26 protein-coding genes are annotated in these 24,699 nt (G+C 64.9%); 14 read left to right on the forward strand and 12 right to left on the reverse strand.

Annotated elements, in window-relative coordinates:
- The first annotated feature begins 19 nt into the window (after positions 1–19).
- From plsX to JHC57_RS08955, 4 genes are all read left to right on the forward strand, one after another.
- Positions 20–1,054 carry a phosphate acyltransferase PlsX gene (plsX, locus tag JHC57_RS08940; protein ID WP_294029650.1) on the forward strand — a complete coding sequence of 345 codons (1,035 nt, stop codon included), beginning with the start codon at positions 20–22 and terminating at the stop codon, positions 1,052–1,054.
- Positions 1,051–2,016 (forward strand): beta-ketoacyl-ACP synthase III, encoded by a 966-nt coding sequence (locus JHC57_RS08945; protein ID WP_294029651.1) that lies wholly within the window; start codon positions 1,051–1,053, stop codon positions 2,014–2,016. Before plsX ends, JHC57_RS08945 begins: the two co-directional genes overlap by 4 nt.
- A 151-nt stretch (positions 2,017–2,167) precedes the next feature.
- Positions 2,168–2,461, forward strand: a complete 294-nt coding sequence (locus JHC57_RS08950) for an integration host factor subunit alpha (RefSeq protein WP_037556786.1) — start codon at positions 2,168–2,170, stop codon at positions 2,459–2,461.
- A gap of 8 nt (positions 2,462–2,469) precedes the next feature.
- A complete protein-coding gene (locus tag JHC57_RS08955; RefSeq protein ID WP_294029652.1) occupies positions 2,470–2,865 on the forward strand; it encodes a MerR family transcriptional regulator in 396 nt (131 codons plus the stop codon).
- A 3-nt stretch (positions 2,866–2,868) separates the two neighbouring features.
- Here the strand turns inward: JHC57_RS08955 and JHC57_RS08960 are convergent, their stop codons facing one another.
- Genes JHC57_RS08960 through JHC57_RS08970 form a run of 3 tightly spaced genes read right to left on the reverse strand, consistent with a single transcriptional unit; the run spans position 2,869 to position 6,636 of the window.
- Positions 2,869–3,420, reverse strand: coding sequence for a histidine phosphatase family protein (locus JHC57_RS08960; protein WP_294029653.1), 552 nt, complete (start codon positions 3,418–3,420; stop codon positions 2,869–2,871).
- Between the two features lie 57 nt (positions 3,421–3,477).
- Positions 3,478–6,213, reverse strand: coding sequence for an ATP-dependent DNA helicase (locus tag JHC57_RS08965; RefSeq protein ID WP_294029654.1), 2,736 nt, complete (start codon positions 6,211–6,213; stop codon positions 3,478–3,480).
- A 54-nt stretch (positions 6,214–6,267) separates the two neighbouring features.
- Positions 6,268–6,636, reverse strand: a complete 369-nt coding sequence (locus tag JHC57_RS08970) for a PilZ domain-containing protein (RefSeq protein ID WP_294029655.1) — start codon at positions 6,634–6,636, stop codon at positions 6,268–6,270.
- Between the two features lie 91 nt (positions 6,637–6,727).
- On the opposite strand from JHC57_RS08970, the gene JHC57_RS08975 reads away from it, so the two are divergent.
- The 5 genes from JHC57_RS08975 to JHC57_RS08995 all read left to right on the forward strand — a co-directional run bounded on the left by JHC57_RS08975 (position 6,728) and on the right by JHC57_RS08995 (position 10,624).
- On the forward strand, positions 6,728–7,147 hold the full coding sequence (locus JHC57_RS08975; RefSeq protein WP_294029656.1) for a response regulator transcription factor: 420 nt from the start codon (positions 6,728–6,730) through the stop codon (positions 7,145–7,147).
- Positions 7,148–7,245: 98 nt separating this feature from the next.
- A complete protein-coding gene (locus JHC57_RS08980; RefSeq protein ID WP_294029657.1) occupies positions 7,246–7,782 on the forward strand; it encodes a DUF4199 domain-containing protein in 537 nt (178 codons plus the stop codon).
- 257 nt (positions 7,783–8,039) lie between these two features.
- The gene (locus tag JHC57_RS08985; protein ID WP_294029658.1) at positions 8,040–9,641 is read left to right on the forward strand and encodes a lysine--tRNA ligase; all 1,602 of its coding nucleotides are present in this window, start codon (positions 8,040–8,042) and stop codon (positions 9,639–9,641) included.
- Positions 9,642–9,650: 9 nt separating this feature from the next.
- Positions 9,651–10,136 carry a DUF3291 domain-containing protein gene (locus JHC57_RS08990; protein WP_294029659.1) on the forward strand — a complete coding sequence of 162 codons (486 nt, stop codon included), beginning with the start codon at positions 9,651–9,653 and terminating at the stop codon, positions 10,134–10,136.
- Positions 10,137–10,141: 5 nt separating this feature from the next.
- Entirely contained in the window at positions 10,142–10,624 is a 483-nt protein-coding gene (locus JHC57_RS08995) for an asparaginase domain-containing protein (RefSeq protein ID WP_294029673.1), read from the forward strand.
- Here JHC57_RS08995 and JHC57_RS09000 read toward each other — a convergent pair whose 3' ends face one another.
- Positions 10,625–11,656 (reverse strand): fatty acid desaturase family protein, encoded by a 1,032-nt coding sequence (locus tag JHC57_RS09000; RefSeq protein WP_294029660.1) that lies wholly within the window; start codon positions 11,654–11,656, stop codon positions 10,625–10,627. It abuts the gene before it with no gap.
- Positions 11,657–11,803: 147 nt separating this feature from the next.
- Between JHC57_RS09000 and JHC57_RS09005 the strand changes: the two genes are divergently transcribed.
- The gene (locus JHC57_RS09005) at positions 11,804–14,443 is read left to right on the forward strand and encodes an EAL domain-containing protein (RefSeq protein WP_294029661.1); all 2,640 of its coding nucleotides are present in this window, start codon (positions 11,804–11,806) and stop codon (positions 14,441–14,443) included.
- Between the two features lie 10 nt (positions 14,444–14,453).
- On the opposite strand, the gene JHC57_RS09010 is transcribed toward JHC57_RS09005, so the two are convergent.
- From JHC57_RS09010 to JHC57_RS09030, 5 genes are all read right to left on the reverse strand, one after another.
- Complete coding sequence (locus JHC57_RS09010) at positions 14,454–15,725, reverse strand: amidohydrolase family protein (RefSeq protein ID WP_294029662.1); 1,272 nt, start codon at positions 15,723–15,725, stop codon at positions 14,454–14,456.
- Positions 15,726–16,018: 293 nt separating this feature from the next.
- Positions 16,019–16,321 (reverse strand): hypothetical protein, encoded by a 303-nt coding sequence (locus tag JHC57_RS09015; RefSeq protein ID WP_294029663.1) that lies wholly within the window; start codon positions 16,319–16,321, stop codon positions 16,019–16,021.
- A gap of 118 nt (positions 16,322–16,439) precedes the next feature.
- Positions 16,440–17,393: an RcnB family protein gene (locus JHC57_RS09020; RefSeq protein ID WP_294029664.1), complete on the reverse strand. Its 954-nt coding sequence runs from the start codon at positions 17,391–17,393 to the stop codon at positions 16,440–16,442.
- A gap of 133 nt (positions 17,394–17,526) precedes the next feature.
- A complete protein-coding gene (locus JHC57_RS09025) occupies positions 17,527–18,072 on the reverse strand; it encodes a (2Fe-2S)-binding protein (protein WP_294029665.1) in 546 nt (181 codons plus the stop codon).
- 27 nt (positions 18,073–18,099) lie between these two features.
- Positions 18,100–18,864 carry a class II aldolase/adducin family protein gene (locus JHC57_RS09030; protein WP_294029666.1) on the reverse strand — a complete coding sequence of 255 codons (765 nt, stop codon included), beginning with the start codon at positions 18,862–18,864 and terminating at the stop codon, positions 18,100–18,102.
- Between the two features lie 278 nt (positions 18,865–19,142).
- On the opposite strand from JHC57_RS09030, the gene rpsU reads away from it, so the two are divergent.
- The gene (rpsU, locus tag JHC57_RS09035; protein ID WP_037510267.1) at positions 19,143–19,349 is read left to right on the forward strand and encodes a 30S ribosomal protein S21; all 207 of its coding nucleotides are present in this window, start codon (positions 19,143–19,145) and stop codon (positions 19,347–19,349) included.
- Between the two features lie 257 nt (positions 19,350–19,606).
- Here the strand turns inward: rpsU and JHC57_RS09040 are convergent, their stop codons facing one another.
- A complete protein-coding gene (locus JHC57_RS09040; RefSeq protein ID WP_294029667.1) occupies positions 19,607–20,578 on the reverse strand; it encodes a nitronate monooxygenase family protein in 972 nt (323 codons plus the stop codon).
- 134 nt (positions 20,579–20,712) lie between these two features.
- Between JHC57_RS09040 and JHC57_RS09045 the strand changes: the two genes are divergently transcribed.
- Positions 20,713–21,417 carry an AraC family transcriptional regulator gene (locus tag JHC57_RS09045; RefSeq protein ID WP_294029668.1) on the forward strand — a complete coding sequence of 235 codons (705 nt, stop codon included), beginning with the start codon at positions 20,713–20,715 and terminating at the stop codon, positions 21,415–21,417.
- Between the two features lie 229 nt (positions 21,418–21,646).
- The gene (locus tag JHC57_RS09050) at positions 21,647–22,423 is read left to right on the forward strand and encodes a CPBP family intramembrane glutamic endopeptidase (RefSeq protein ID WP_294029669.1); all 777 of its coding nucleotides are present in this window, start codon (positions 21,647–21,649) and stop codon (positions 22,421–22,423) included.
- A gap of 46 nt (positions 22,424–22,469) precedes the next feature.
- On the opposite strand, the gene JHC57_RS09055 is transcribed toward JHC57_RS09050, so the two are convergent.
- Entirely contained in the window at positions 22,470–22,964 is a 495-nt protein-coding gene (locus JHC57_RS09055) for a hypothetical protein (RefSeq protein ID WP_294029670.1), read from the reverse strand.
- A gap of 57 nt (positions 22,965–23,021) precedes the next feature.
- Complete coding sequence (locus tag JHC57_RS09060; protein ID WP_294029671.1) at positions 23,022–23,849, reverse strand: alpha/beta hydrolase; 828 nt, start codon at positions 23,847–23,849, stop codon at positions 23,022–23,024.
- 129 nt (positions 23,850–23,978) lie between these two features.
- Between JHC57_RS09060 and JHC57_RS09065 the strand changes: the two genes are divergently transcribed.
- Positions 23,979–24,699 (forward strand): DJ-1/PfpI family protein (locus JHC57_RS09065; protein WP_294029672.1); only part of this gene is annotated, 721 nt, incomplete at its 3' end.

Genomic DNA, 24,699 nt, shown 5'->3' on the forward strand with positions numbered 1-24,699 from the left:
TTAGCGAGAGGGCGTCGGAATGGCACTGACACCGCGAATCGCGATCGATGCGATGGGCGGTGACGTCGGCGTGCGCATGATGCTCGCCGGCGCCGCGATGGCGCGCCACAAGCACGATGGCCTCCGCTTCATCCTCGTCGGCGACGAGGTGCAGATCAAGGCTGCGCTCGAAAATCACCCGAATCTGCGCGCGGCGTCGGATATCCTCCACACCGATGGCGTGGTGTCGGGCGAGGACAAGCCGAGCCAGGCGCTGCGCAAGGCGAAGAGCACCTCGATGGGGCTCGCGATCGACGCGGTGAAGCGCGGCGACGCCGGCGGCGCCGTGTCGGCGGGCAACACCGGCGCGCTGATGGCGATGGCGAAGCTCGCGCTGCGCACGATGCCGGGGATCGACCGGCCGGCGCTCGCGGCGCTGTTGCCGACGCTCGGCGACAATGACGTCGTGATGCTCGACCTCGGCGCCAACACCGATTGCGACGCCAATAACCTCATCCAGTTCGCGGTCATGGGCGCGGCTTATGCGCGCACCGCGATGGGGCTGGAAAAACCGCGCGTCGCCTTGCTCAATATCGGCACCGAGGAACTGAAGGGCACCGACGAGATCCGCGATGCCGCAGCGCGGCTGCGCGAGGCGCGCGGACTGCCGATGCAGTTCACGGGCTTTATCGAGGGCGACAAACTGTCGCGCGGCGATGTCGATGTGATCGTCCACGACGGTTTTTCGGGCAATATCGCGTTGAAGACCATCGAGGGGACGGCGCGCTTCGTCACCGACCTGCTCCGCCGCGCCTTCACCAGTTCGACACGCTCGAAGATCGGCTTCCTGATCTCGCGCCCGGCGACCGAGTTGCTGCGCCACCATCTCGACCCCAATAATCACAATGGCGCGGTGTTCCTGGGCCTCAACGGCGTGGTACTCAAAAGCCATGGCAGCGCCGACGCCAAGGGGGTCGCCAACTGCGTCCACCTGTGCGCCGAACTGATCGAAAAGGATATCACGCGTCAGGTGACCGAGGATCTCGCGAATTTCCGTAGCGGCAACGCGACATGACGCTGCGCGCTGTTCTGGCCGGTACCGGCTCGGCGTTGCCGCGCAACCGCGTGTCGAACGAGGAACTGGCGCGGCGCGTCGACACGAGCGACGAATGGATCGTCGAACGCACCGGCATCCGCTTTCGCCACATCGCCGAGCCTGACGAGACGACCGCGACGCTCGGTGCCGATGCGGCGAAGCAGGCGCTCGCTGCGGCGGGGCTCGATCCGTCCGATATCGGCCTGATCATCGTCGCTACCGCGACCCCGGACAATACCTTCCCGGCGAGTGCGACCAAGGTGCAGGCGCTGCTCGGCACGCCCGATTGCATCGCGTTCGATGTCGCCGCGGTCTGCTCGGGCTTCCTCTATGCGGTATCGGTCGCCGACTCGATGCTGCGAACCGGCACTGCGAAGCATGCGCTGGTGATCGGCAGCGAAACGTTCAGTCGCATTCTCGACTGGGAAGATCGCACGACCTGCGTTCTGTTCGGCGACGGGGCGGGTGCAATCGTCCTGTCGGCCGAAGATGTCGCCGACGACCGCGGTATTCTAGCGACCCGGCTGCATGCCGAGGGAAAATACGCAGATATGCTCTATGTCGACGGCGGGCCGTCGACAACGGGCACGGTCGGGCACGTCCGCATGCAGGGCCGCGAAGTCTTCCGCCACGCGGTTACCAATCTGGCCTCGGTGCTCGCCGAAGTGATGACCGATGCTGGTCTGGCGGCCGACGATATCGACTGGGTCGTTCCGCATCAGGCGAACAAGCGCATCATCGACGCAACCGCGAAAAAGCTCGATTTGCCGGCCGAACGCGTCGTACTGACCGTCGATCAGCACGCCAATACGTCGGCGGCTTCGGTGCCGCTCGCGCTCGATCTCGCGGTGCGCGACGGACGCATCAGGCGCGGCGATCTCGTCGTGCTGGAGGCGATGGGCGGCGGCTTTACCTGGGGCGCGGCGGTCCTTCGCGTCTGACCTTCGTTCCGGCGCGTCAACTTCTCCTTCCATCCGTTTCAGTTTGGCGGATTAATTCGCATTTGTTACATATGGTAACGGGACTCGTGACGGTGGGGGCTGTCGGGGAACCAGTTGCGTATTTTCGCTTCAGGAGGGGGAAGGGATCAACATGACCGCAGGGACGCTTACGCGAGCCGATATCGCCAGCCGCATCAATCAGCAGATCGGGCTGTCGCGCAATGAATCGGCGGCAATAGTCGAATCGATTCTCGATCATATGTCCGACGCGCTCGCGGTCGGGCAGAATGTGAAGATTTCGGGCTTCGGCACCTTCGTGCTGCGCGACAAGGCCCAGCGTATCGGCCGCAATCCCAAGACCGGCATCGAGGTGCCGATCCTGCCGCGGCGCGTGATGACCTTTCGCGCCAGTCAGACGATGCGCGCGCGCGTCGCGGGCAAATAGGGACGCGCATGTCGGCTTTTGACGGCTCTCCCGACGGCGGCAAGGCGTCCGGCGCCATGCTCGCCATCGGAGAGCTGGCCGACCGCATCGGGGTGCCTACCCATGTTCTGCGCTATTGGGAGACGCGGTTCCCGCAATTGAAACCGCTCCAGCGATCCGGCCGCCGGCGTTACTACCGTGCCGAGGATGTCGCGCTCGCCGAACGGATACACCATTTGCTTCACGTTCAGGGCTTTACCGTCGACGGCGCGCGCAAGGCGCTGTCGGAGCCGGGCGCTGCATCGGCGTCGCGCGCGGCTGTAACGCGCACGCCGCTCGATGCCGGGTCATCGGGCCGTGCATCCGGCATTCCGGTCGAGGCGCTGATCGCGCTTCGCCAGCGGCTCGCAGCGGCGCTCGGTTAAGCGCTAGTCGTTGTCCATTGCCGGCGCGAGTGCCGGATCGAGATCGCGTGGACGGATGAAGCTCGTGAAGCGCGCCATATTCGCATCGAGATCGTGCCAGTCGCCGATATCGAGTTCGAGCCGCGCGAGCGCCGAGGTCGGCAATTTTTCTTCAACCTTCGCACGCAGTTCATCGTCCGGCGTTTCGGGGACGAGCATCAGGATCAGATCTTCGAGCCCCGGATTGTGTCCCGAAATCAGCAGATGCTCCGCATCGCGGCCGGTGTCGCGGATCACGTCGATCAGCGTCGCGGCGGACGCGAGATAGATGCGCCGGTCCCAATGCGGTTCGAGCGCGTCCAAATCGGCGGCGGGCTGGAAGATGTCGAGCGTCTCGGTCACGCGCACGGCGGGCGAGGCGACGATGCGATCGACGGGCAGTTTCCGGCGCTTCAGCCATTGACCGATCAGTTCGGCGCCGCGTTGGCCTCGCTTGTTGATCGGGCGGTCGAAATCGCGTTCGACCTGAACGTCCCAACCCGATTTGGCGTGGCGCAGGATGGTCAAAGTCTTCAAAATATCTCCCCGCGTCCCGACGCTTTTTCCCTCGTTCGCCGGCCTTGTGCCGGAAACTTATGACGGTGAAAAGGCGGGAAAGGCTGTTTTTCTGCGTTCGACATTCGCCGCGGCGACATGGTTGACCGCTTCGTCGAGCGGCAGGCGGCGGATCGGCGTTCCTTCGGGAAAGGCGCCGAGCAGTCGCGACGGGAAGCTGGGCGAGAGCATCACGAACTGGCCGAAATCGTCGGCGCGGCGGATCAGGCGGCCGAACGCCTGCCCGATACGCGCACGGATGACCATATCGTCATAGGTGGTGCCCCCCTGCGCGGCGCGGCGCGCGGCGTGGAGGATCGTCGGACGCGGCCAGGGCACGCCCTCCATCACCACCAGTCGCAGCGAATCGCCCGGAACGTCGACGCCGTCGCGGAGCGCATCGGTGCCGAGCAGCGAGGCGTGCGGGTCGGCGCGAAAGATGTCGACGAGTGTCCCGGTGTCGAGCGGATCGACATGTTGCGCGAACAGCGGCAGGCCGGCGCGTGCGAGCCGGTCGGCGATGCGCGAATGGACGATGCGCAGCCGCCGGATCGCGCTGAACAGCCCGAGCGCGCCGCCGCCTGCCGCCTCGATCAGCCTGCTGTATGCGCCGGCGAGCGTGGGCAGGTCGCCGCGCGCGATGTCGGTGACGACCAGCACTTCGGACTGACGGGCGTAGTCGAACGGACTCGGCACCGCGAAATGCTGGACGCCGCCGTCCATATGGCGCGCACCGGTGCGGATATCGGCGTCGGTCCAGCCGCCCCCGCTGCGCCCGTCACCCCGCAGGGTCGCCGAGGTGACGAGCACGCCCTGTGCCGGCCGGTACACGATCTCGGCGATCGGGCGCGCGGGGTCGAGCCAGTGGCGATGGAGGCCGCAGTCGAATTCGCGCCCGTCGTAGCGATCGACCGCGAGCCAGTCGACGAAGTCGGGGTCGGCCGGGCCGCCGACGCGTCCGAGCAGCGACAGCCAGCCGCCGAGCGTGTCGATCCGCGTGCCCAGGCTGTGCCGTGCCCCGTCGACGCGCGCGCGCGCTTGTCCGTCGAGCCAGTCGGGCGGATCCTCGATAAGCGCCTCGAGCCTTTTGCCGAGCGCCATCAGCGGGCGCAGCAATGCCTCTATCGCGTCGCTCGCGCTTGCGGCGGCAGTGACGAGTTCGGGGTCGGGATCGGCGAGCTCGGTTTCGAGGCCATAGCCGGTGTCGGCAGTGCGCGTGTCGATGCCGCGTGCATAGACCATGGCGCGCACCGCGACGAGCAGCCGCTCGATCGCGCCCCACGGCTCGTTCTCGGAAAGGCGGCCGAGCCAGCCATCGCCGGGCAGTTCGGCGGCGGCGGCGATCGCCGCCTGTATCGCGCGGTCGCCCGCTTCGTCATAGCTTGCGACGTCGGCGAGCCGCGCCGCGAGCCCGCGCCGCCGCCCGCGCGACTTGCCCTCCGGCCCCAGCACCCAGCGGCGGATCTCGACCGCTTCCTGTCCGGTCAGCGCGGCGGCGAACATCGAGTCTGCCGCGTCCCACAGATGGTGGCCTTCGTCGAAGATCAGCCGCGTCGCAGGCGCGCCGCCATCGCGCGGGCGCGCCGCCTGCACCATCGTCAGCGCATGGTTGGCGATGACGATGTCGGCCTGCGTCGCGGCGCGCGCCGAATGCTCGATGAAGCATTTGCGGAAATGCGGGCAGCCGGCATAGATGCACTCGCCGCGCCGGTCGGTCAGCGCGGTCGTGCCGTTGCGGCGAAAGAGCGCGGGAAGCCAGCCGGGCAGATCGCCGCCGATCATGTCGCCGTCGCGCGTATAGGCGGCCCAGCGCGCCACGAGCTGCGCGAGGATCGCGGCGCGGCCCGAAAAGCCTCCTTGCAGCGCATCCTCCAGATTCAGCAGGCAGAGATAATTTTCGCGGCCCTTGCGCACGACCACCTTTTCGCGGTGCGTCGCGGGGTCGGGATAGAGCCTCTCGGTCTCGCGCGACAGCTGACGTTGCAGCGCCTTGGTGAAGGTCGAGATGCAGACGCTGCCCGCCGACCGGTCGATCCATTGTTTGGCAGGCGCGAGATAGCCCAACGTCTTGCCGATCCCGGTACCGGCTTCGGCAACAAGCATTTGCGGCGCGTCCTTGCGCTCGCGCGGAGCGAAGATCGCGGCGGCGGCGCGCGCATAATCCTGCTGACCCGGGCGGCGTTCGGCGCCGTCGCCCGTGAGACGGTCGAGCCGCGCGGCGACGTCGGCCTCGTCGATCGCCACCTGCCGCGGCGCCCCGCGCGGCGGCTGTTCCTCCCATTCGGGCAGGCGCGCGAACAGCCAGCGCTCGTTCGCGTCGGGCTGCGACAGCCGGGGCTGGACGAGCGAAGCCCAGGGCCAGCGCTGGCGCGCCAGCGCCTGCACGCCGTGCCATGCACCTTCGCGTTCATGCCAGCCGGGATCGTCGAGACTCGCCAGCATCGCGGCGGTCGCCCTGGGCAGGAAGGCGGCGATATCCTCTTCACCCTTGGGTGAATTCAAGCCGACGGCGCTGGCGATCCCTGCGGGTGTCGGCACCGCGAAACGCGCGGGATAGAGAAAGGCGAAAAGTTCGAGCAGATCGAGCCCCGAAAGTTCGGGGTATCCCAGTCGGTCACCGGTCAGCGTCGCATTGAGGAGAAGGTGCGGCGTCGCGGCGACCGCGGCGACCGCTTCGCCGCGCCCCACACGCTGCACGTGGCCGTGCATATCGGCGATCCAGATGCCGATATGGCTCGCGTGGATCGCGGGCAGGGTAAGCGGGTCGGGGGCCATCGTCCCTAGCTAGGGACAAAAGGCGAACGCGGCAAGGTCGCCGCGACGGGCCGATCAGCTGAGCCCGCGGCGTCCGAAGCCGATCGGGCGCGCCGCTTGGAAAATCTGCGCGGGCTCGATCATCGACGCGTTCCGCGCGAGCTTGAGCGCATTGTAGAGCGCCCCGTGCGTCAGCTCATAGGGGAAGCGCACGCCCATACGGTCGAACTCGGACCACATGACCACGGCGTAGGTCACCTGTCCGCCATAATGGATTTCGCAGCGCGAGCGTGCCGGCATGCTCGCCCCGTCGATCCGCGCGCCGCCTTCGGAAAGGTCGGTGATCCGGCCGTCGACGAAATTGAGCACGCCGTTGACGGTGACATCGATCGAAACGACGGTGCGCTTGTGGCCGCGAGCAGTGGGGGTACGAAAATTGTCCATGTCCGGGACGCTACTGCAGCTTGGTAAATTTTCCGGTAACGATGTTGGGTCGCCTTGGGACAATCTTGCATGCACTCGCTGACGATGGTCTATGCGAAGCATGGCCCGCCCGATCATCGTTTATGGCATCGCGCTTGCCGCCGCGGCGTTTCTGCTCGAGTGGCTGAACTACAAACATGTCGTCCACCGTTGGTCGACCGAATTTTATGTCGTCTGCATCGCGGTCATTTGCGTCATGCTCGGTATATGGGCTGGCAACCGGCTGACCGCGCGGCCGCGGCAGGCTTTTGTACGCAATGATGCAGCGATCGCCGCTCTGGGGCTCAGCGCGCGCGAATGCGAGGTGCTGGAAATGCTGGCGGCCGGACACGCCAACAAGGTGATCGCGCGCCAGCTCGATATCTCGCCCAATACCGTGAAGACGCATGTCGCGCGGGTATACGAGAAATTGGCCGTCGCCAGCCGGACGCAGGCGGTGCAAAAGGCACGGACGCTCGATATCCTGCCGTGAAATCGGACCAAATTCCTCAAATCACCCGTTTGGGCGATAGATTCCTGCCGTTGTTTCGATCCATCCCGCATGGCATTCACCGTCAGGGGAGACAGGATATGGGCAGGATCATCGGGGTTTACGGCGCTATCGCGGGCGTCATCGTTGTCATCGGCATGTTTATCAGCATCACCTTCGTCGCCGACCATGGCACGATGGGCATGGTCGCCGGCTATCTGTCGATGCTGGTCGCGTTGCTGTTCGTTTTCATCGGCGTGAAGCGTTACCGCGACGTCAATCTGGGCGGCGTGATCACCTTCTGGAAAGCGCTCGGTATCGGGCTTGGCATCGGGCTCGTTGCGTCGCTTTTCTACATCCTCGGCTGGGAACTCTATATGTGGCAGACTGGTGGGACCTTCATGGCCGACTATGTCGCGAAGAGCATCGAGGATATGCGCGCGGCCGGCAAACCGGCGGCAGAGATCGCGCAATTCTCGTCCGAGATGGGCGTGATGGCGGAACGGTACAGGAACCCGCTGTTCCGTATGGCGCTGACGCTGACCGAGATATTCCCGGTTGCGCTGTTGGTGTCGCTCGTGTCGGCCGCTCTCCTGCGTCGGAGCAGCTTCATGCCGGCGACGCAACCGCGAGGCTGAATCGAGGGGGCGGCAGGTGTAAGTGGCGATCAGGATCGGCTTTCCTACATTGCACCGGCGTGCTTGATGCTTTCCGATGCAACCCACCGTCTCCCCTCTCGCTAAAGCGAAAAAGGAGAAAAATGGGATGTGCACGTGCGTATCCTTTGTCTCCTTAAGGTTGGGCAAGCCCGGCGTTATCGGTGATTCACGAGTGAAGTTGCGCAGTTTTCCGCGCTTCTTTCCATCGGCGCTTCTTGCCGCTATGGGGCGCAGCTATGACTGAGCTGCACCTTCACCCTTCGCTGCGCGAGCCCGCGCAAACGTCCAAGGCCTGGCCGTTCGAGGAAGCGCGCAAGCTGGTCAAACGCTATCCCGACGGCAAGCCGGGCGGTGAGGCGATCATCTTCGAGACGGGCTACGGTCCGTCGGGATTGCCGCATATCGGTACCTTCAACGAAGTGTTGCGAACGACGATGGTCCGCCGCGCCTATGAGGCGCTGACCGGCGGCGCGTCCACGCGGCTCGTTGCGTTCAGTGACGATATGGATGGCCTCCGCAAGGTTCCCGACAATGTGCCGAACGGCGACATGCTGCGCGAACATCTGGGCAAGCCGCTGACCGCGATCCCCGATCCATTTGGCAAGTATGAAAGTTTCGCGCATCATAACAATGCGATGCTGCGCGAATTTCTCGACCGGTTCGGCTTCGAATATGAATTCGTCAGCTCGACCGAGCGGTACAAGGCGGGTGCGTTTGACGACGCGCTGAAGAATGTCCTGCGCCACAATCAGGACATCCTCGACATCATGCTGCCGACGCTGCGCGCCGAGCGCGCGGCGACCTATTCGCCGATCCTGCCCGTCAGCCCCACGTCGGGGATCGTGCTGCAGGTGCCAGTGACTGTCGTCGATGCCGACGCGGGCCTCGTGTCGTTCGAAGATGAGGGCGAGACGATCACCCACTCGGTCCTCGGCGGCGGCGCAAAGCTGCAGTGGAAGGTCGACTGGGCGATGCGCTGGGTTGCGCTTGGCGTCGATTACGAGATGTACGGCAAGGATCTGACCGACAGTGGCGTGCAGTCGGGCAAGATCGCAAAGGCGCTCGGCGGGCGCAAGCCCGAGGGGCTGATCTACGAAATGTTCCTCGACGAAAAGGGCGAGAAGATTTCGAAGTCGAAGGGCAATGGCCTCTCGATCGAGGAGTGGCTGCGATATGGCAGCGAGGAAAGCCTCGCCTTCTTCGCCTTCCGCGAGCCCAAGGCGGCGAAGCAACTGCATATCGGCGTCGTGCCGAAAGCGGTCGACGAATATCTGCAAATGCGCGGCAATTATCCGGCGCAGGAGGGCGACAAGAAGCTCGGCAACCCCGTGCATCACGTCCATGTCGCGCGCGGTCAGGACGTGCCCGTGACGGAATTGCCGGTGACCTTCGGCTTGCTCCTCAATCTCGTCGGCGTGATGGGCGCCGACGCGTCGAAGGAACAGATCTGGCGCTATCTCGGCCAATATGTCGAGGGTGCCGATGCTGCGACCTATCCCGAACTCGATCGCCTCATCGACAATGCGATGGCGTATAACCGCGACTATGTCGCGCCGACGCTGACGCGTCGCAAACCGCAGGGCGGCGAGGGCGCGGCATTGAAGGAACTCGACGACAAACTCGCGGCGCTGCCCGCCGATGCCTCGGCCGACGACATCCAGAACATTGTATACGAGATCGGCAAGAACGAGACCCATGGCTTTGAAAACCTGCGCGATTGGTTCAAGGCGCTCTACGAGACCCTGCTCGGGTCGAGCGCCGGGCCACGCATGGGCAGTTTCATCGCGCTGTTCGGGATCGACAATACGCGGCGGCTGATCGCCGAGGCACTGGCCTGAGGGAGCGGCATGGCGGATTATGAACTCTCGCAGATCAACATCGGGCGCTTTCGCCTGCCGCCCGACCATGTCGCGAACCGTGATTTCATGGATGCGCTCGACCATGTGAACGCGGTCGCCGAGGCGGCCGACGGCTTCGTCTGGCGGCTGACGGGTGAGGGCAATAACGCGACCGACGTGTCCGTCACCGACGATCCGCACGTCATTGCGAACATGTCGGTGTGGCGCGATATCGATGCGCTCGCGGCCTATGTCTACCGTACGCCCGATCATCTGACGATCATGAAGCGGCGCAAGGAATGGTTCGATCATATGGTGATCTATCAGGCGCTCTGGTGGGTTCCTGCGGGGCATCGCCCAACGGTGGCGGAGGGCATGGCGCGGATCGCGATGATCGAAGCGCACGGGCCGACAGCCGACGCCTTTACCTTCAAGCGCCCCTTCGCGGCTCCTGACGGCAGGCCGGCCGCGCCGGTACAGGACGAATGTGCGTGAGCGATATGATCGATATCTTCACCACCGGCGGGACGATCGACAAGGTCTATTTCGACGCGCTGTCGGAGTTCCAGATCGGCCCTGCAGCGATTCCCGACATGCTGCGCGAGAATAATGTCCATGTCCCGCACCGGGTGACGCAGCTGATGCGCAAGGACAGCCTGGAACTCGATGACGCCGACCGTGAGGCGATCCGCGCCGCGGTCGCCGCGAGCGACGCGTCGCGCATCCTCGTCACCCACGGTACCGACACGATGGTTGTGACCGGCCGCGTGCTCGCGGGGGTCAAAGGCAAGACGATCGTGATGACGGGCGCGATGCAACCGGCATCGGTGCGCGCGAGCGATGCCGAGTTCAACGTCGGCTTCGCGCTTGCGGCGGTGCAGACCTTGCCGCCCGGCGTTTATGTCGCGATGAACGGGATGATCTTCGACCCGGAAAAGACCGTGAAGGACCGCGCCGGCGCACGGTTCGTCCAGGAGGGCTGATCAGCCCTTTGCGGTTACTTGCCGCAGTACCGCAGCGTAACTCGGCGCAATCGTCATCGAATCATGCTTGCCCGCGCGACCGAGCGCGGCATGGACCTGCGGCAGCCGATAACAGGGCACGCCCATGAACAGGTGATGCTCGGCGTGATAATTCACCCAATATGGAGCGACCGTGGCGCGTGCCAGCCAGCCAGCGTGGGTGGTGCGCGCGTGGGTGAAGGGATCCTCGCTGCCGGTCGTCGTACACGCATGTTCGGCGATGTTGCGGACGCGGAGGTAAAGCTGGAAAGTGGTTGCCAGCCCGGCGAGCCAAAGCAGGTAAGGCGTCCAGCCGTAGAGCGCCAGCGACAGGGTGAGCAGAACTCCCTGCGCCGTCAGAAAACGTCCCACCGCGCGCGCCACCGCCATTGCGCCCGCGACGTCGATCGTCGGTGACGTCATGCCATCGTCGGACTGTTTGTTGAATGGCGTCCCGGCCTTGGTGCTCGCGCCGCTTTTCTGACCCTGTTCGCCGCGCAGCATTGCTTTCAACCCGATGAAGGCGAAGCCGAATTGCGCCATTCGCTGCTTGAAGAAGGTCTGTCCGGTCAGGTCGCGCACGACCTTGCGCCACAGGCTGGCGCGCGTTGTCGGGAAGGGCTTCGACAGCGCCAGATCGGGATCTTCGGGTTGCTGCGTGAACTTGTGATGCTGGAGATGATAGGTGCGGTAGGCGATGAGGTCCGATCCGACCGCTGCGCCGGTCAGCCATTGACCGAGGAAATTGTTGATTTTGCGGTTCGGGTGCAGTGCGCCGTGCGCCGCATCGTGCATCAGAATAGCCAAGCCGAGCTGGCGCCCGCCGACGAAGACGATCGCGAGCAGCCACGCCAGCGGGTTCTGCGACCAAGCCGCGATGCCGACGAGTGCGATGCTGACGATCCACGCATGGGCGACCAGCCAGATACCCCGCCACGACGAGGCACGCGTTATCGCCGACCATTCGGTGCGGTCGAAAAAGCGGTCGGGCGGGAACAGGCGGACGGCAGGCATGGGTGTTTATAACAAGTTGCGAACCGAAACGTAACCCCTTCCGTTTTGGCACATAATTGGCGGAACTCACGGCTTGGTGGTAAGGATTTGGCAACCCCTTTCTGGCCACTGCAAAGCGCGACCAGACGAGCGGGGAAGATCGGGAAATTGAGGGTTCGGCGTAACATAATCGGGCCGGAAGCCGGCGATCCGTCACCGGGCGAATCGCTGTTCGATTCACCCGAGTTCGTTACGCAGCTGATGCGCGTGGCGAAGCTGTGGCATTATGTGCTGATCGGCCGCGTCCTCGCCTTCCTCACTTTCGCCTTTCTGCCTGGCGTCACGGGTTTCCTCGATCATCCGTCGCACTGGCTGGTGATGGCTGCGGGTCTGCCATGCGATGTCGCGCTGACGGTGATCGGGCAGGCGATGCGCAGTTCGCGACCGATCGCCAACGCGCGTGTGCGGTGGATGGCGATGCTTTGCATGGGGCTGATCGGGCTCGGTACGCTGCTCAACGCCGCAGCGATGTTCGCGGCAATCGCGATTCCGGACGGCAGTCGCTATTTTGACGCCTTCACGGCGATCGAGGTCGGCTCGCTCCTCGTCGCGGCTTCGGCGGCGGCGATCGCGCGGCCGGCCTTCTTCACCTTTGCCGGAGCGACCGCACTCGGCGGTGCGATCGGAGTGGCTTCATGGCCGTTCGCGGTCGCCGGCCTGGGCTTTCTTGGCCTGTTGATCGTGATGATGCGCGAAGACGTCAGGCACCAGCGCCGCGCGACCCGTGCCGCGCGGCTGGGCATCAGCGAACAGCAGCGCGCGCTCAACCTGATGCGCGATTTCGAGCGCGCAGGCCGCGGCTGGTTCTGGGAAACCGATCGCAACGGCCAGCTCGTCTATATCTCGCCGACGGTCGCGGCGCGGCTTGATCGTTCCCTGTCCGACCTGCTCGGCCACCCCTTTACCGACATCATCCGCAAACGTATCGGCCGCGACGAAAGCGAGGAGCGCACGCTGGGGTTCAGCCTGTCGTCGCGCACGCCGTTCAAGGAGTTGACGGTGCAGGCCGCGGTGCCGGATGAGGAGCGCTGGTGGTCGATTTCGGGCCAGCCGATCAGTAACGAGCTTGGCAATTTTCAGGGATTCCGCGGCAGCGGCACCGATTTGACCGACAAGAAGAGATCCGAGCGCGAGATCAACCAGCTGGCGCGGTACGACACGCTGACGGGGCTTGCCAACCGGCGTCATATCACCGACCTGCTCGAACGCGCGCTCAAGAGCCATAGCGGCCAGCCGCAGCCCTGCGCCTTGCTGCTGATGGACCTCGACCGGTTCAAGGCGGTCAACGACACGCTGGGGCATCCCGTCGGCGATCAACTGCTGCAGCAGGTCGCGGGACGCCTGACCCAGATCATCGGCGACAAGGGGCAGGTCGGACGACTCGGCGGCGACGAGTTTCAGATCGTCGTGCCGCAGATGAGCCAGCCCGAAAAACTCGCCGGCATCGCCAATGCGATCATCCTCAGCCTCGCCAAGCCTTTTTCCATCGAGGGCGGGCAGGTGCGGATCGGATCGTCGATCGGCATTGCGGTGTCGGACGGGCAGGGGGTGAGCGCCCCGGCGTTGGTCCGCAATGCCGACCTCGCGCTTTATGCCGCCAAGGACGCGGGGCGCGGGGTCTATCGTTTCTATGCCGACGCGATGCACAATCAGGCCAGCGAGCGGAAGGCGATCGAGGATGCGCTGCGCGACGCGCTGGCAAAGGACGAGCTGAAGCTTCTCTATCAGCCGATCGTCGATGTCGGCAGCGAGCGGATTTCGGGATTCGAGGCGCTGATCCGCTGGCATCATGCTTCGGATGGGCTGATCAGCCCATCGAAATTCATCCCGGTCGCCGAAGAATCGAACCTGATCGTGCCGATCGGCGAGTGGATCATCCGGTCGGCCTGCGCCGCGATCGCGCATCTGGGTCCCGGCTACCGGATAGCGGTCAATGTCTCGCCGCGGCAGTTCGCCAATGAAAAGCTGCCCGCGACGATCATGAGCGCGGTGTCGACTGCCGGTATCCGGCCCGAACAGCTCGAGCTCGAAATCACCGAAGGCGTCTTCCTCGATGAGAGCCCGGAGAATCTGGCGATGTTCCAGAAGCTGAAGCGCACCGGCGTGCGGTTGGCGCTCGATGATTTCGGCACCGGCTATTCGGCGCTCGGCTATCTGAAGAAGGCGCCGTTCGACAAGATCAAGATCGACCAGAGCTTCGTCCTCGGCGCGGCGGACCCGGACAGCATGAACGCGGCGATCATTTCCTCGATCGTCGGGCTCGCGACGGCGCTCGGCATGGAAACGACCGCCGAAGGGGTCGAGACGCACGACGACCTCGCGCTCATTCGCGGGCTCGGGTGCAGTCATGTCCAGGGCTATATCTATGGCAAGCCGATGGATCTGGTCGAAGTGCTGGCGCTGCTCCGCGAGGGGGACGGGCGCGTCGAAGCCAAGGGCTTCAAGAGCGCGCGCGAGCCGCGGCTGACGACCTTCCGGACGATCCAGGTCGACAGCGGCGGCTATCGGTACGAGGCAATCATCCGCAACATGTCGTCGCGCGGCGCGCTGATCGAGGGGCTGTGGAACGTCCCGGCCGGCACGCCGCTGACGCTCGAATTCGGTGCCGAACAGGCGGTCTCCGCCGAAGCACGCTGGTCGGCGGGCAACCGCGTCGGGGTCCAGTTCCGCAACGCCATCGATCTCGACGCGCTGATCGGTCCGAAGGTTGCCAGCCCGGCGCGGGGGCGTGTCCGCCGCGCCGCCTGAAGGGCCGCGCTCAGTCCGCGATCCGGCCGCGCGCCATCACCCAGTCGACCTTTTCGAGCGCGGCGACATCGCTCAGCGGATCGCCGCTGACCGCGATCATGTCGGCCGACATGCCGGGCGCGATGCGGCCGATCTCGTTTTCGAGCGAGAGGAGTTTCGCCGCGACCGTCGTCGCGCTCGCCAATGCCTCGCGCGGGGTCAGGCCATATTTGACGAGCAGTGCGAACTCGCCGCCGTTGCGGCCGTGCTCGAACACGCCGGCGTCGGTGCCGAAGGCGATCGGCACGCCGAGCGCCTTCGCGCGCGTCACCGCCTTGCCGACGTCGTTCAGCGTCATGCGCACCTTGTCCTCGACGGTCGGGGTATAGATGCCCTTGCCGAGCCGTTCGCGGATGCCCTCGAACGCCATGAGGGTGGGGACGAGATAGGTGCCTTTGGCTTTCATGACCTTCAGCGTCGCATCGTCGGCGAAGGTGCCATGCTCGATGCTGTCGATGCCCGCGGCGGCCGAGGCGGTGATGCCGCCCGCGCCGTGCGCGTGCGCCATGACCTTGAGCCCGAGCGAATGGGCGGTGTCGGCGATGCTCTGCAGTTCGGCGCTGGTGAAATGCCCCTCGAGCCCGCGCGCCTGCTGTGACAGCACGCCGCCGGTCGCGGTGATCTTGATGACGTCGGCGCCGGCTCGCGATGCCTTGCGCACCTTTTCGGCGCATTCGAGCGCGCCCGTGCAGGTGTAGCCCTGATCGAGCACGTCGTGGACATCCTCGCGGAAGCCGGTGACGTCGCCGTGGCCGCCGATGATCGACAGCGCCGGGCCGGCGGCGACGATGCGCGGCCCCTCGATGAAGCCGCTCGCCGTGCCGCGACGCAGCGCATAGGCGGTATATTGGGCCGATCCCGCCTCGCGCACCGTGGTGAAGCCGGCGCGCAAGGTGATCGCGGCGTTCTTCGCGCCGACGACGACGCCCCATTCGTCGGGGTCGACCGCCGCCGCGCGATAATCGTCGCCGGGATCGCCGGTCAGGTGGACATGAAGGTCGACGAGGCCGGGAAGCAAGGTCTTGTCGCCGAGATCGACGATTTCGGCGCCGGCGGGCGCTTCGGCGCGGCCGGGGACGATCGAGGTGATGCGGTCGTCGGTGATGGTGACGGTCGAGGGACCTTGCGCCGGCTGGGCGGCGTCGGCGATGACGCGGCCCGCATAGATTACCGTGGTCTTTGCGTGCGCCGTCGTTCCGAGCAGCGCCAGCGTCGCTGCCGCGACCATTCCCAATTTACGCATGAAACCTCCCCCTGTCTGATGCGCCATCGTGGCGTCGAGGGCCGGGGAGGGCAAGCGGGAATGGCCGTGCACCAAGCGTTTTCCGGTCCGGCTCGCGCTTAAAGCCACAAAAACCCCGCATATGCGCGTCGAAACTGTGTCCTTTGTGGCTTTAGGGGGAGTATCCCAAGAGCCGCTTGCGGAAGCCGACGATTTCAAAGAGCCAGCGGAAGCTGGCACGGCGCGATAATGTAGGACAGCGTTTTTTAAGGGGGCGGACGATGCCAGTTTCGGGGTGGAGAGCGGGCTAAGCTTCAGCGCGCTCCTGTCCTTTCGTAAAGTTGGCTGTCTACAGTTACAGTCGGCAGAGAAGTCTCGCCAGTAGCATGTAAAGCTTCGAGCACACAGCTTGTGACCGCCACATCGGAAGCGGGTTTTATTATCAGCGACCCATTCTGAATGACGCCCATGCGCGAAGGACCGCCGCACTGCTCGACGATTGCGTCAACCTGCTGCTGTGTGAGGTCGCCTGCCGTAGTCATGATCGGCGCATTCGGATTGCTACATCCGACGAGCGACAAGACGCTGCCGAACAGAGAAACGAAACGCGACATCATGGGACGGGGATAGTTGCAAAAGCCAATGCCTGCAATCGGTCGAAACCGGACGATTTGAAACGAAAAAGGGGGCCGGCGAACCGGCCCCCAGTTTGTCATCTGATAACCGAAAGGAATATTACCAGAAGAAATCGTAGATCACATCGACCACTTCGCCCGAATAGGTATCAACCAGAAGCGCGTCGTCATAATAGCGGATCCAGCGATAGCCCCCGTATGCGGGCGGCAGGCGATAGTAGCCCGGATCGTTGATCCAGTAGCGCTGGCCGTAAAAGAGCGAGCCGAGCGTGAAGCCGATGCTGAATCGCGTGTAACCATAGCCGCGATACGGGTTGTAATAGCGCGGCATGCGATAATAGCTGCGGTTCCGGTCGCGATAGCTGCGCCAGTCGTAGCGGCGATCGCTGCGCCAGTCGCGGCTCCAGCGATTGTGGTTGCGATCCCAGCGGTCGTTGCGGCCGTCGCGATAACGCCGGTCGACATAGCCGTTGCGATTGCGGTCATAGCGGCGATCGACACGGTTGTTGTCGTTGCGGTCCCAGCGACGATCGAGGTCGCCGTTGCGGTTGCGGTCGTAACGCCGGTCTACGCGGCCATTGTTATTGCGATCCCACTGGCGGTCGACCTGGCCGTTGCGGTTGCGGTCCCACTGGCGGTCGGTGCGGCCGTCGCGGTTGCGATCATAGGTGCCGCCGCGCTGGCGCTGTTCGGCTTGCCGCTGCCACTGCTGGCGCTGGGCTTGGCGCTGCTGGTCGTTGCCGCGCTGCTGCTGCCATTGCTGACGCTGTGCCTGCCGCTGCTGATTATTGCCACGTTGTTGCCACTGCTGCTGACGCATTTCGCTGCGCTGTTGGCGCTGGACCTGCGGCTGCTGGCGTTGCTGGCGCTCGGGGCGGGCTTGCCCGCCCGAGTTTCCGCCGCCGCGCCGCACTTCGGGGCCGCGTGGCCCGCGATCCCCGCGGTCGCCGCGCTGCGCGATCTGCACCCGTTCGCCCGACGCCTGTGCGGCCGCCGGGGCGATCGGAGTCAGGATCGTCGCCGCGATCAGCAACCCTCCGAACATCTTCTTCATCTCGCCATTCTCCAACTCATGTCCCGTTTGCTGGAGACGCCAGCCGGGATGATGAATCGATTCTTACCAGTGGCAAGATGATCGATGGCTGACCGTGTTGTTGCCTGCGGTTCAGCTAGATGAACGGGCCGGTTCAGCTGCCGGGCGGCAGCCGGAGCGCCGGGACGGCCTCTGCCGCATCTTCCGGACGGATACCGGGGGGCGGGGCGGCGGCGATCCGCTCCTCGCCGCGGATCACGCGCCCCGCGAGGCGGATCGCCGAGCGGATGCGCGGATAGGTGCCGCAGCGGCAGATATTGGTCATCGCGGCGTCGATCTCGGCATCGCTGGGATTGCTGTTCGATCGCAGTAGCGCCGCGGCGGCCATGATCATCCCGGACTGGCAAAAGCCGCATTGCGGTACCTGCTCGGCGACCCATGCCTGCTGGACGGGGTGGCTGCGATCGCGCGCGAGCGCTTCGATCGTCGTGACGAAACGCCCCTCGCATTCGGCGATGGTGACAAGGCAGCTGCGAATCGCCTCGCCATCGATGTCGACGGTGCAGGCGCCGCAGTCGCCGGTGCCGCAGCCATATTTGGTCCCCGTCAGGTTCGACGCGTCGCGCAGCGCCCAGAGCAGGGGCGTTTCGGGGTCCATGCGATATTCGACCGGGCGGTCGTTGACCGAGAATCGCGTCATGCCGCCCCTGTTAGCGCGCCCAGCGGATTAGTCACGCCAGCTCGTGTCGATCTTGTCGACCTTGCGTACCATCGCGTCGAATTCGGCCTTGCCCGCCTGTCCGGGGATCGACGCCATGAACAGGTCGCGCTGATGGACCGCGATCACCTCTTGCGGGACGGTGATCGGCTTGCCCATGCTCATCGTCGCGAGCTGGATCTCGCATGCGCGCTGGAGCGCCCAATATTTGATGAAGGCTTCGGTCAGCGTCTTGCCCATCACGACGGGGCCGTGATTCCTCAGCATCAGGATGCGCTTGTCGCCGAGGTTCCGGACGAGGCGCTCGCCTTCCTCCTCGCGCACCGTGACGCCCTCGAAATCATGATAGGCGAGCTGGCCGGCGAAGTTGCAGGCGTAGAAGTTCACGGGCTGCAGCCCGCCTTCGAGCGCGCAGACCGCGGTCGTCGCGGTGGTGTGCGTGTGGATGATCGCATGCGCGTCGGGCAGGACGCGGTGGAACAGGCTGTGCTGGACGAAGCCCGCCTTGTTGACGTGCCAGGGATTGTCCTCGTCGACCTTGTTGCCGTCGATGTCGATCTTGATGAGGGTCGAGGCGGTCACTTCGCTGAAATGCATGCCATAGGGGTTGATGAGGTAGCTGCCGTCCTCGTCGGGCACCTTTACCGTGATGTGGTTGAAGATCATCTCGTCCCAGCCCATCATCGCGAAGATGCGATAGCAGGCCGCGAGCTCCTGCCGCGCCGTCCACTCGGCTTCGCTATATTTGCTGTTGCGCTTGAGCTGGGTCGCCATTTTCCTGTCCCTTGCATGATGATTGGTTTCGTCCTGCTACCTATGCCATAAGGCGAGGGGCGGGCACAATCCCGCGGGGGACGATGCGGCCCCGTAGCGCGACCGGCGCGGCTCGCCGCCTTTGGGCTTGCATTTCGGCGCGAATCCCTTTAGTTGGCGGCCCATCGGAACGTCGCGCTTTCGCGGCGCTCTTTTTATTGCCCGAATATCGGCGATTTACGGCAAACCGGCTCTTTCGGTGCCCAGATCGTTTTGACGAACAGGAGACGACACGGCGTATGCAGATCATCGTTCGCGACAATAATGTCGACCAGGCCCTTCGCGCGCTCAAGAAGAAGCTGCAGCGTGAGGGCGTGTATCGCGAAATGAAGCTGCGCCGTCACTACGAGAAGCCCAGCGAAAAGCGTGCGCGCGAGCACGCCGCCGCTGTCCGCCGCGCCCGCAAGATGGAGCGCAAGCGGATGGAGCGCGACGGTATCAAGTAAGACCGTCTCCCGTTCGGGATCCAGTTCGTGAAAGGGGCGTTGCGGGCAACCGCGGCGCCCTTTTTCGTTCAGGCCGGTATCCGAGAAACGGCTGACAACCGGAAGCAGCGTGCCCCAGCCCCGCCGTTCCCGCGAAAGCGGGGACTGGGGGGCGCCGGCCGACGAACGCTCCGGACCCCGCTGTCGCGGGCTGACGAAAATGGGGAACGGCAGCGTACCGCCCCTGGCGATCATTGCCGAAAGGTTTGCGGCAGGCGTTAAAGCCGCACCTTGGCTTCGAACTCGCGGCGCGCGGCCAGATATTGCGCTTCGAGTTCGGCGACATATTCGGCGACCGGGCGCACCGCGGTGACGGGGCCGATGCCCTGGCCCGATCCCCATATGTCCTTCCACGCCTTGGCCTTGGTGTTGCCGCCCGAACCGAAGTTCATCGTTTTCAGGTCGCCTTCGGGAAGATTGTCGGGGTCCATGCCCGCGGCGACGATCGACTGGCGCAGATAATTGCCGTGCACGCCGGTGAAGAGGTTCGAATAGACGATGTCGGCGGCGCGCCCTTCGACGATGCCGTTCTTGTACTCCTCCTCGGCATTGGCCTCGGCGGTCGCGATGAATGCGCTGCCGATATAGGCGAGATCGGCTCCGCACGCCTGCGCGGCGAGGATCGAGCGGCCGTGGCCGATCGCCCCCGACAGCGCGACGGGGCCGTCGAACCATTCGCGAATTTCCTGCACCAGCGCGAAGGGGGACTGCCGGCCGGCGTGGCCACCGGCGCCCGCGGCGACGGGGATCAGTCCGTCGGCACCCTTTTCGACCGCCTTGCGTGCGAAGCGGTCGTCGATCACGTCGTGGAGTGTGATGCCGCCCCAGCTGTGGACGGCCTGGTTGAGTTCCTCGCGAGCACCCAATGAGGTGATCGTGATCGGAACCTTCCACTTGGCGCAGGTGGCGATGTCCTGTTCGAGCCGATCATTCGATTTGTGGACGATCTGGTTGACCGCGTAAGGCGCCGAAAGGCGGTCGGGATTGTCGCGGTCCCACGCAGCAAGCTCCTCGGTGATCCGGTGCAGCCATTCGTCGAGCAGCGACTGCGGGCGGGCGTTGAGTGCGGGGAAGCTGCCTACGATGCCGGCCTTGCACTGCGCAATGACCAGATCGGGTCCCGATACGATGAACAGCGGCGAACCGATGACGGGCAGGCGCAGGCGATCGAAAATCGGGGGAAGGGCCATAATCATACACTCCGGTAGCGGTTTGAAACTGACCTTAACGTAAACGGAAGGTTGCGCAAGGCCTGCCGAGAGGGACCGTCACCGCGCGCGCCGTCCGTCGATGTCCGAGGGAGGTTGGTCCGGCAACGATTGCCATGGGCGACGGCGCCCGGCAGGGTGCGGTCATGCAGTTGTTCAGGCCCAGCCTTTTGCCCGCCGCGGCGGACATCGCGCGTCATCACCACCGCGAGCCCTATGCGACGGTCGTGCTGGCCGGGGGCTATGAGGAAGCCGGTGATGCCGGCCGGATCGCGGCGCAGCAGGGTGAGGTGCTGCTTCATGGCCCCTTTTCGGCGCATCGCGACCGGATTTCGGCGAAGCGGACGCTGGTGCTAGACCTGCCGCTTCCGTTCGACGGGCGCGATTGGCCGGCGAGGGCGCGGATCGCCGACCCCGACCGGATCGTCCGGCTGGCCGAGTGCGATCCACGCGCGGCGGTCGCCGTGCTGCTTGACGGCCTCGCGCCGGCGCCGGCGGATGAGGCCGGTGACGTGCCCGACCAGTTGTCGACGGCGCTGCGGACATCGGCGGCGACGCGGATCGGAGAATGGGCGGCGGCGCGAGAGCGGTCGCGCGAACATGTCTCACGCAGTTTCGAGAAACTTTATGGGGTTTCGCCCGCCGCCTATCGCGCCGATTGCCAGGCGAAGCGGACCTGGCGGATGATCGTCGCGGGCGGCGACAGCCTTGCCGGGATCGCGGTCGAGGCGGGCTACGCCGATCAGGCGCATATGACGCGGTCGGTCACGCGATTGACCGGAATGTCGCCGCGGCGATGGCGGGAATATGTGCCTGGCTGAGCCAACGGGCCCCACGGGTGGGAAACGGATGTCCTTGATCCTCCCCATTGACTTGCAATGGCGGTGATGGAGGGGCTCCAACACTGCTTCATCGCCTCCGTCAGCCCTTCGGGCTGCCATCTCCCCATCGCAAATCGATAGGGAGGCGCTCGGGGATCGGTCGAAAAGCGGTCTTCGCGCATCACATTCGTTCAAGAAGCGCCGGGCGTTTCCTGCATAAACCGGGCGCATGACAAGTCTCTCTCCCGCTTCGCCGCGCCCTTTTGTGGCGCTTTCCGGTTTCCGCTTTCGGCTGTGGCCGATCCTGCTCGCCGCTGTGCTGATGCAGGTCATTCTCGAACTTGGCCGTATTCCGGCGCGCGAAATCTATCGTGCGGGGGCGCCGCTGTGGGATGGCTATGTGTCGGTGTTTCTGCTCCTTGCGATCGCCTTTCAGGCGCTGCTCGGTCTCGCAGCGATCATGGTCATGCGGCGCCTGCTTCCCGCCGCCGATCCGCATCTGCGCCGGCCGCCGGGGGCAAGCTATGCCGGTATCGCGGCGCTGATCGGCGTCGGCATGGGGCTGGTGATGCTGGTTGCCGATTACTGGCCCGCGCTCGCTGCGCAAACCGCGCCCGACCTGAGCTATTCGAAAGTGCCGCTCGATTCCGCCGGATATTTGCTGGGGATGATCACGACGGGATTGGCGGAGGAGACGATTTTCCGCGGGTTGCTCGTGGGCATGCTCGTGGTGCTTGTGCCGGGGAGGCTGCGGATCGGCGCGCTCGATCTGCCCGTTGCCGCCTATCTGGTCGCGCTGATGTTCGGGCTCGCGCACTGGAAGTCGTTCACCGTCGATCCATTCTACCAAGCGATGGCGCAGCAGATTTACGCTTTTGTCTGGGGGCTCGTCTATGTCTGGCTTATGGAGCGGTCGCGCAGCCTTCTCGCGCCGATCATCGCGCACGGGCTGGGCAATTTCACCGAAGTCGGAATCGTGATCGCGCTGAATGCGCTGTGGGCCTGATGCGACAAGGGCGGCCGCGGGGCCGCCCTTGACTGTTTGGAGCAGGTCAGGCTGCGACTGGGCGACGGGTGGCCCTGACCGCATAATATCCGAAGAGGACTGCGGCGAGGAGGAGCGCGCCTTGCGCGGCAGCAAACGGGGGTTCGGTGCCGTTCGGGGCCAGCGCGTTGAGTGTGGGCACCTTGAGGAAGGACTGCACGACCAGCACGAAGAGGTTGAGATAGAGCGCGGCGGTGGCGCTGACCGCATAAACGGTGGCGGCGCGGCCGGCGAGCTTGCGACCGTAATAAGCGGCGAAGGCGAAGACGAGGGTCAGCGTCGAGAGGATGCCGGTGCCCAGCGCCGGGGTGAAAGCGACGATCGGGAAAAGGAAACCGGTGAGGCTGGTGAGCAATGTCGCCCACAGAAAGATGTTGGTGGTGCGGCGGAGGAGGTGCCCGCGGACGAAGGCGGGGAGGGCAATGAGGCCCGCACCGATGCCGATCAGGCTGATCGCGACATGGAGTGCGGTGAACTGCGGAATGGTGAGGCCGAGGATCATGGTCTTTACTCCCTGTTCGGAAGGGGCGGCGGGTGTATCGCCGCCCCTTCCGTCCGATCAGCTGTTGATGAAGTCGAGGAGGTCGGCGTTGAAGCGGTCCTGCTCGGTGACGGTGAGGCCGTGGCTGCCGCCTTCATAGATCTTGAGCACCGCCTGCTTGACGATCTTGACGGTCGAGAGCGCTGCGGCACCGATCGGCACGATCTGGTCGTCGTCGCCGTGGAGGACGAGCGTGGGCTTGTCGAACTTCTTCAAATCCTCGTTGAAGTCGCTTTCCGAAAAGGCGCGGATGCTGTCGAGCAGACCCTTGAGGCCGCCGTTCATGCCCTGCCGCACGAATTCGTCACGTACCGCTTCGCTGACCACCGCGCCGTCGCGGTTATAGCCGTAGAAGGGCAGGGTCAGATCCTTGAAGAACTGGGGGCGGTTGTCGAAGGTACCCTTGCGGATGTCGTCGAAGACGTCGAGCGGCAGGCCGCCGGGGTTGGCTTCGGTCTTGAGCATCAGCGGGGGAACGGCGCCGATCAGCGCGACCTTGGCGATGCGGGCAGTGCCGTGGCGGCCGATATAGCGGGTGACTTCGCCGCCGCCGGTCGAGTGGCCGACGAGGATGACGTCCTTGAGATCGAGCTGTTCGACCAGTTCGGCGAGATCGTCGGCATATTGGTCCATATTGTTGTTTTCCCAGACCTGATCCGAGCGGCCATGGCTGCGGCGGTCGTGGGCGATGGTGCGGAAGCCCTGGTTCGCGAAGAAGACCATCTGGGCGTCCCAGGCGTCGGCGCTGAGCGGCCAGCCGTGCGAGAAGACGATCGGCTGCGCGTCTTTGGGACCCCAGTTCTTGAAGAAGATATTCGTGCCGTCCTTGGTGGTGATCGTGGTCATGATATGGTTCCTTTCGTTTCGAGAAGGGCGGGGTGTCCGTCCCGGTGAAACAACAGATACGGCGATGCGTGCTTGATCGGGATTGGCGGACGCGACATTATCCGGGCCGATTCCGACAAAGGAGCCGAGATGCCCAAACTGACGGTGCCCGATGCGGAGCATGTGCCGCTGATCGAGGTCGGGATGATGACCTATCCCGATTGCCAGATGGGCATGGTGCACGGCATCACCGACCTGTTCGATGTCGCGGGACGCTTTGCGATCGATCACGGCCGGAGTCCGATCCGCGCCAGCCATTGGCGGCTGGAGGAGGGGGGGAGCTTTGCGCGCTGGTACGACAGCCACCCCGGAGAGCCCGCGGGCAATTCGCCGACGGTATTGATCGCGCCGGGCAGTCTGCACAAGCTGCTCGAGCCCGGCGAAGTCGAACCCTATGCGCGCTGGTTGCTCGACCGGCATGCGCAGGGCGCGGTGCTGGCGTCGAATTGCGGCGGGGCGTTTGCGCTGGCGGCGACGGGATTGCTGGCCGGGCGGCCGGCGACGACGCACTGGTATTTTGCCGAGGAGTTCAGGGCACGCTTTCCCGACGTGCGGATGGAGGCCGACCGGATGGTCGTCGACGACGGCGATATCGTGACCGCCGGCGGGTTGATGGCGTGGACCGACCTCGGCTTGCGCATCGTCGAGCGGCTGCTCGGCCCCACGGTGATGATGGAGACCGCGCGCTTTCTGCTCATCGACCCGTCGGGGCGCGAGCAAAAGAACTACGCGAGCTTTGCGCCCAAGCTCACCCATGGCGACGAGGCGATATTGAAAGTGCAGCATTGGTTGCAGGCGCGCGGGGCGGGGC

Origin of the sequence: Sphingopyxis sp., from assembly GCF_016463645.1 — a bacterium.
Classification (GTDB): Bacteria; Pseudomonadota; Alphaproteobacteria; order Sphingomonadales; family Sphingomonadaceae; genus Sphingopyxis.

Bases quoted from the DNA above. Each gene is read 5' to 3' on its own strand.
- plsX (WP_294029650.1), top strand. From the start codon at position 20: ATGGCACTGACACCGCGAATCGCGATCGATGCGATGGGCGGTGACGTC.
- JHC57_RS08945 (WP_294029651.1), top strand. From the start codon at position 1,051: ATGACGCTGCGCGCTGTTCTGGCCGGTACCGGCTCGGCGTTGCCGCGC.
- JHC57_RS08950 (WP_037556786.1), top strand. From the start codon at position 2,168: ATGACCGCAGGGACGCTTACGCGAGCCGATATCGCCAGCCGCATCAAT.
- JHC57_RS08955 (WP_294029652.1), top strand. From the start codon at position 2,470: ATGTCGGCTTTTGACGGCTCTCCCGACGGCGGCAAGGCGTCCGGCGCC.
- JHC57_RS08965 (WP_294029654.1), bottom strand. From the start codon at position 6,213: ATGGCCCCCGACCCGCTTACCCTGCCCGCGATCCACGCGAGCCATATC.
- JHC57_RS08970 (WP_294029655.1), bottom strand. From the start codon at position 6,636: ATGGACAATTTTCGTACCCCCACTGCTCGCGGCCACAAGCGCACCGTC.
- JHC57_RS08975 (WP_294029656.1), top strand. From the start codon at position 6,728: ATGCGAAGCATGGCCCGCCCGATCATCGTTTATGGCATCGCGCTTGCC.
- JHC57_RS08980 (WP_294029657.1), top strand. From the start codon at position 7,246: ATGGGCAGGATCATCGGGGTTTACGGCGCTATCGCGGGCGTCATCGTT.
- JHC57_RS08985 (WP_294029658.1), top strand. From the start codon at position 8,040: ATGACTGAGCTGCACCTTCACCCTTCGCTGCGCGAGCCCGCGCAAACG.
- JHC57_RS08990 (WP_294029659.1), top strand. From the start codon at position 9,651: ATGGCGGATTATGAACTCTCGCAGATCAACATCGGGCGCTTTCGCCTG.
- JHC57_RS08995 (WP_294029673.1), top strand. From the start codon at position 10,142: ATGATCGATATCTTCACCACCGGCGGGACGATCGACAAGGTCTATTTC.
- JHC57_RS09000 (WP_294029660.1), bottom strand. From the start codon at position 11,656: ATGCCTGCCGTCCGCCTGTTCCCGCCCGACCGCTTTTTCGACCGCACC.
- JHC57_RS09010 (WP_294029662.1), bottom strand. From the start codon at position 15,725: ATGCGTAAATTGGGAATGGTCGCGGCAGCGACGCTGGCGCTGCTCGGA.
- JHC57_RS09015 (WP_294029663.1), bottom strand. From the start codon at position 16,321: ATGATGTCGCGTTTCGTTTCTCTGTTCGGCAGCGTCTTGTCGCTCGTC.
- JHC57_RS09020 (WP_294029664.1), bottom strand. From the start codon at position 17,393: ATGAAGAAGATGTTCGGAGGGTTGCTGATCGCGGCGACGATCCTGACT.
- JHC57_RS09025 (WP_294029665.1), bottom strand. From the start codon at position 18,072: ATGACGCGATTCTCGGTCAACGACCGCCCGGTCGAATATCGCATGGAC.
- JHC57_RS09030 (WP_294029666.1), bottom strand. From the start codon at position 18,864: ATGGCGACCCAGCTCAAGCGCAACAGCAAATATAGCGAAGCCGAGTGG.
- rpsU (WP_037510267.1), top strand. From the start codon at position 19,143: ATGCAGATCATCGTTCGCGACAATAATGTCGACCAGGCCCTTCGCGCG.
- JHC57_RS09040 (WP_294029667.1), bottom strand. From the start codon at position 20,578: ATGGCCCTTCCCCCGATTTTCGATCGCCTGCGCCTGCCCGTCATCGGT.
- JHC57_RS09045 (WP_294029668.1), top strand. From the start codon at position 20,713: ATGGGCGACGGCGCCCGGCAGGGTGCGGTCATGCAGTTGTTCAGGCCC.
- JHC57_RS09050 (WP_294029669.1), top strand. From the start codon at position 21,647: ATGACAAGTCTCTCTCCCGCTTCGCCGCGCCCTTTTGTGGCGCTTTCC.
- JHC57_RS09055 (WP_294029670.1), bottom strand. From the start codon at position 22,964: ATGATCCTCGGCCTCACCATTCCGCAGTTCACCGCACTCCATGTCGCG.
- JHC57_RS09060 (WP_294029671.1), bottom strand. From the start codon at position 23,849: ATGACCACGATCACCACCAAGGACGGCACGAATATCTTCTTCAAGAAC.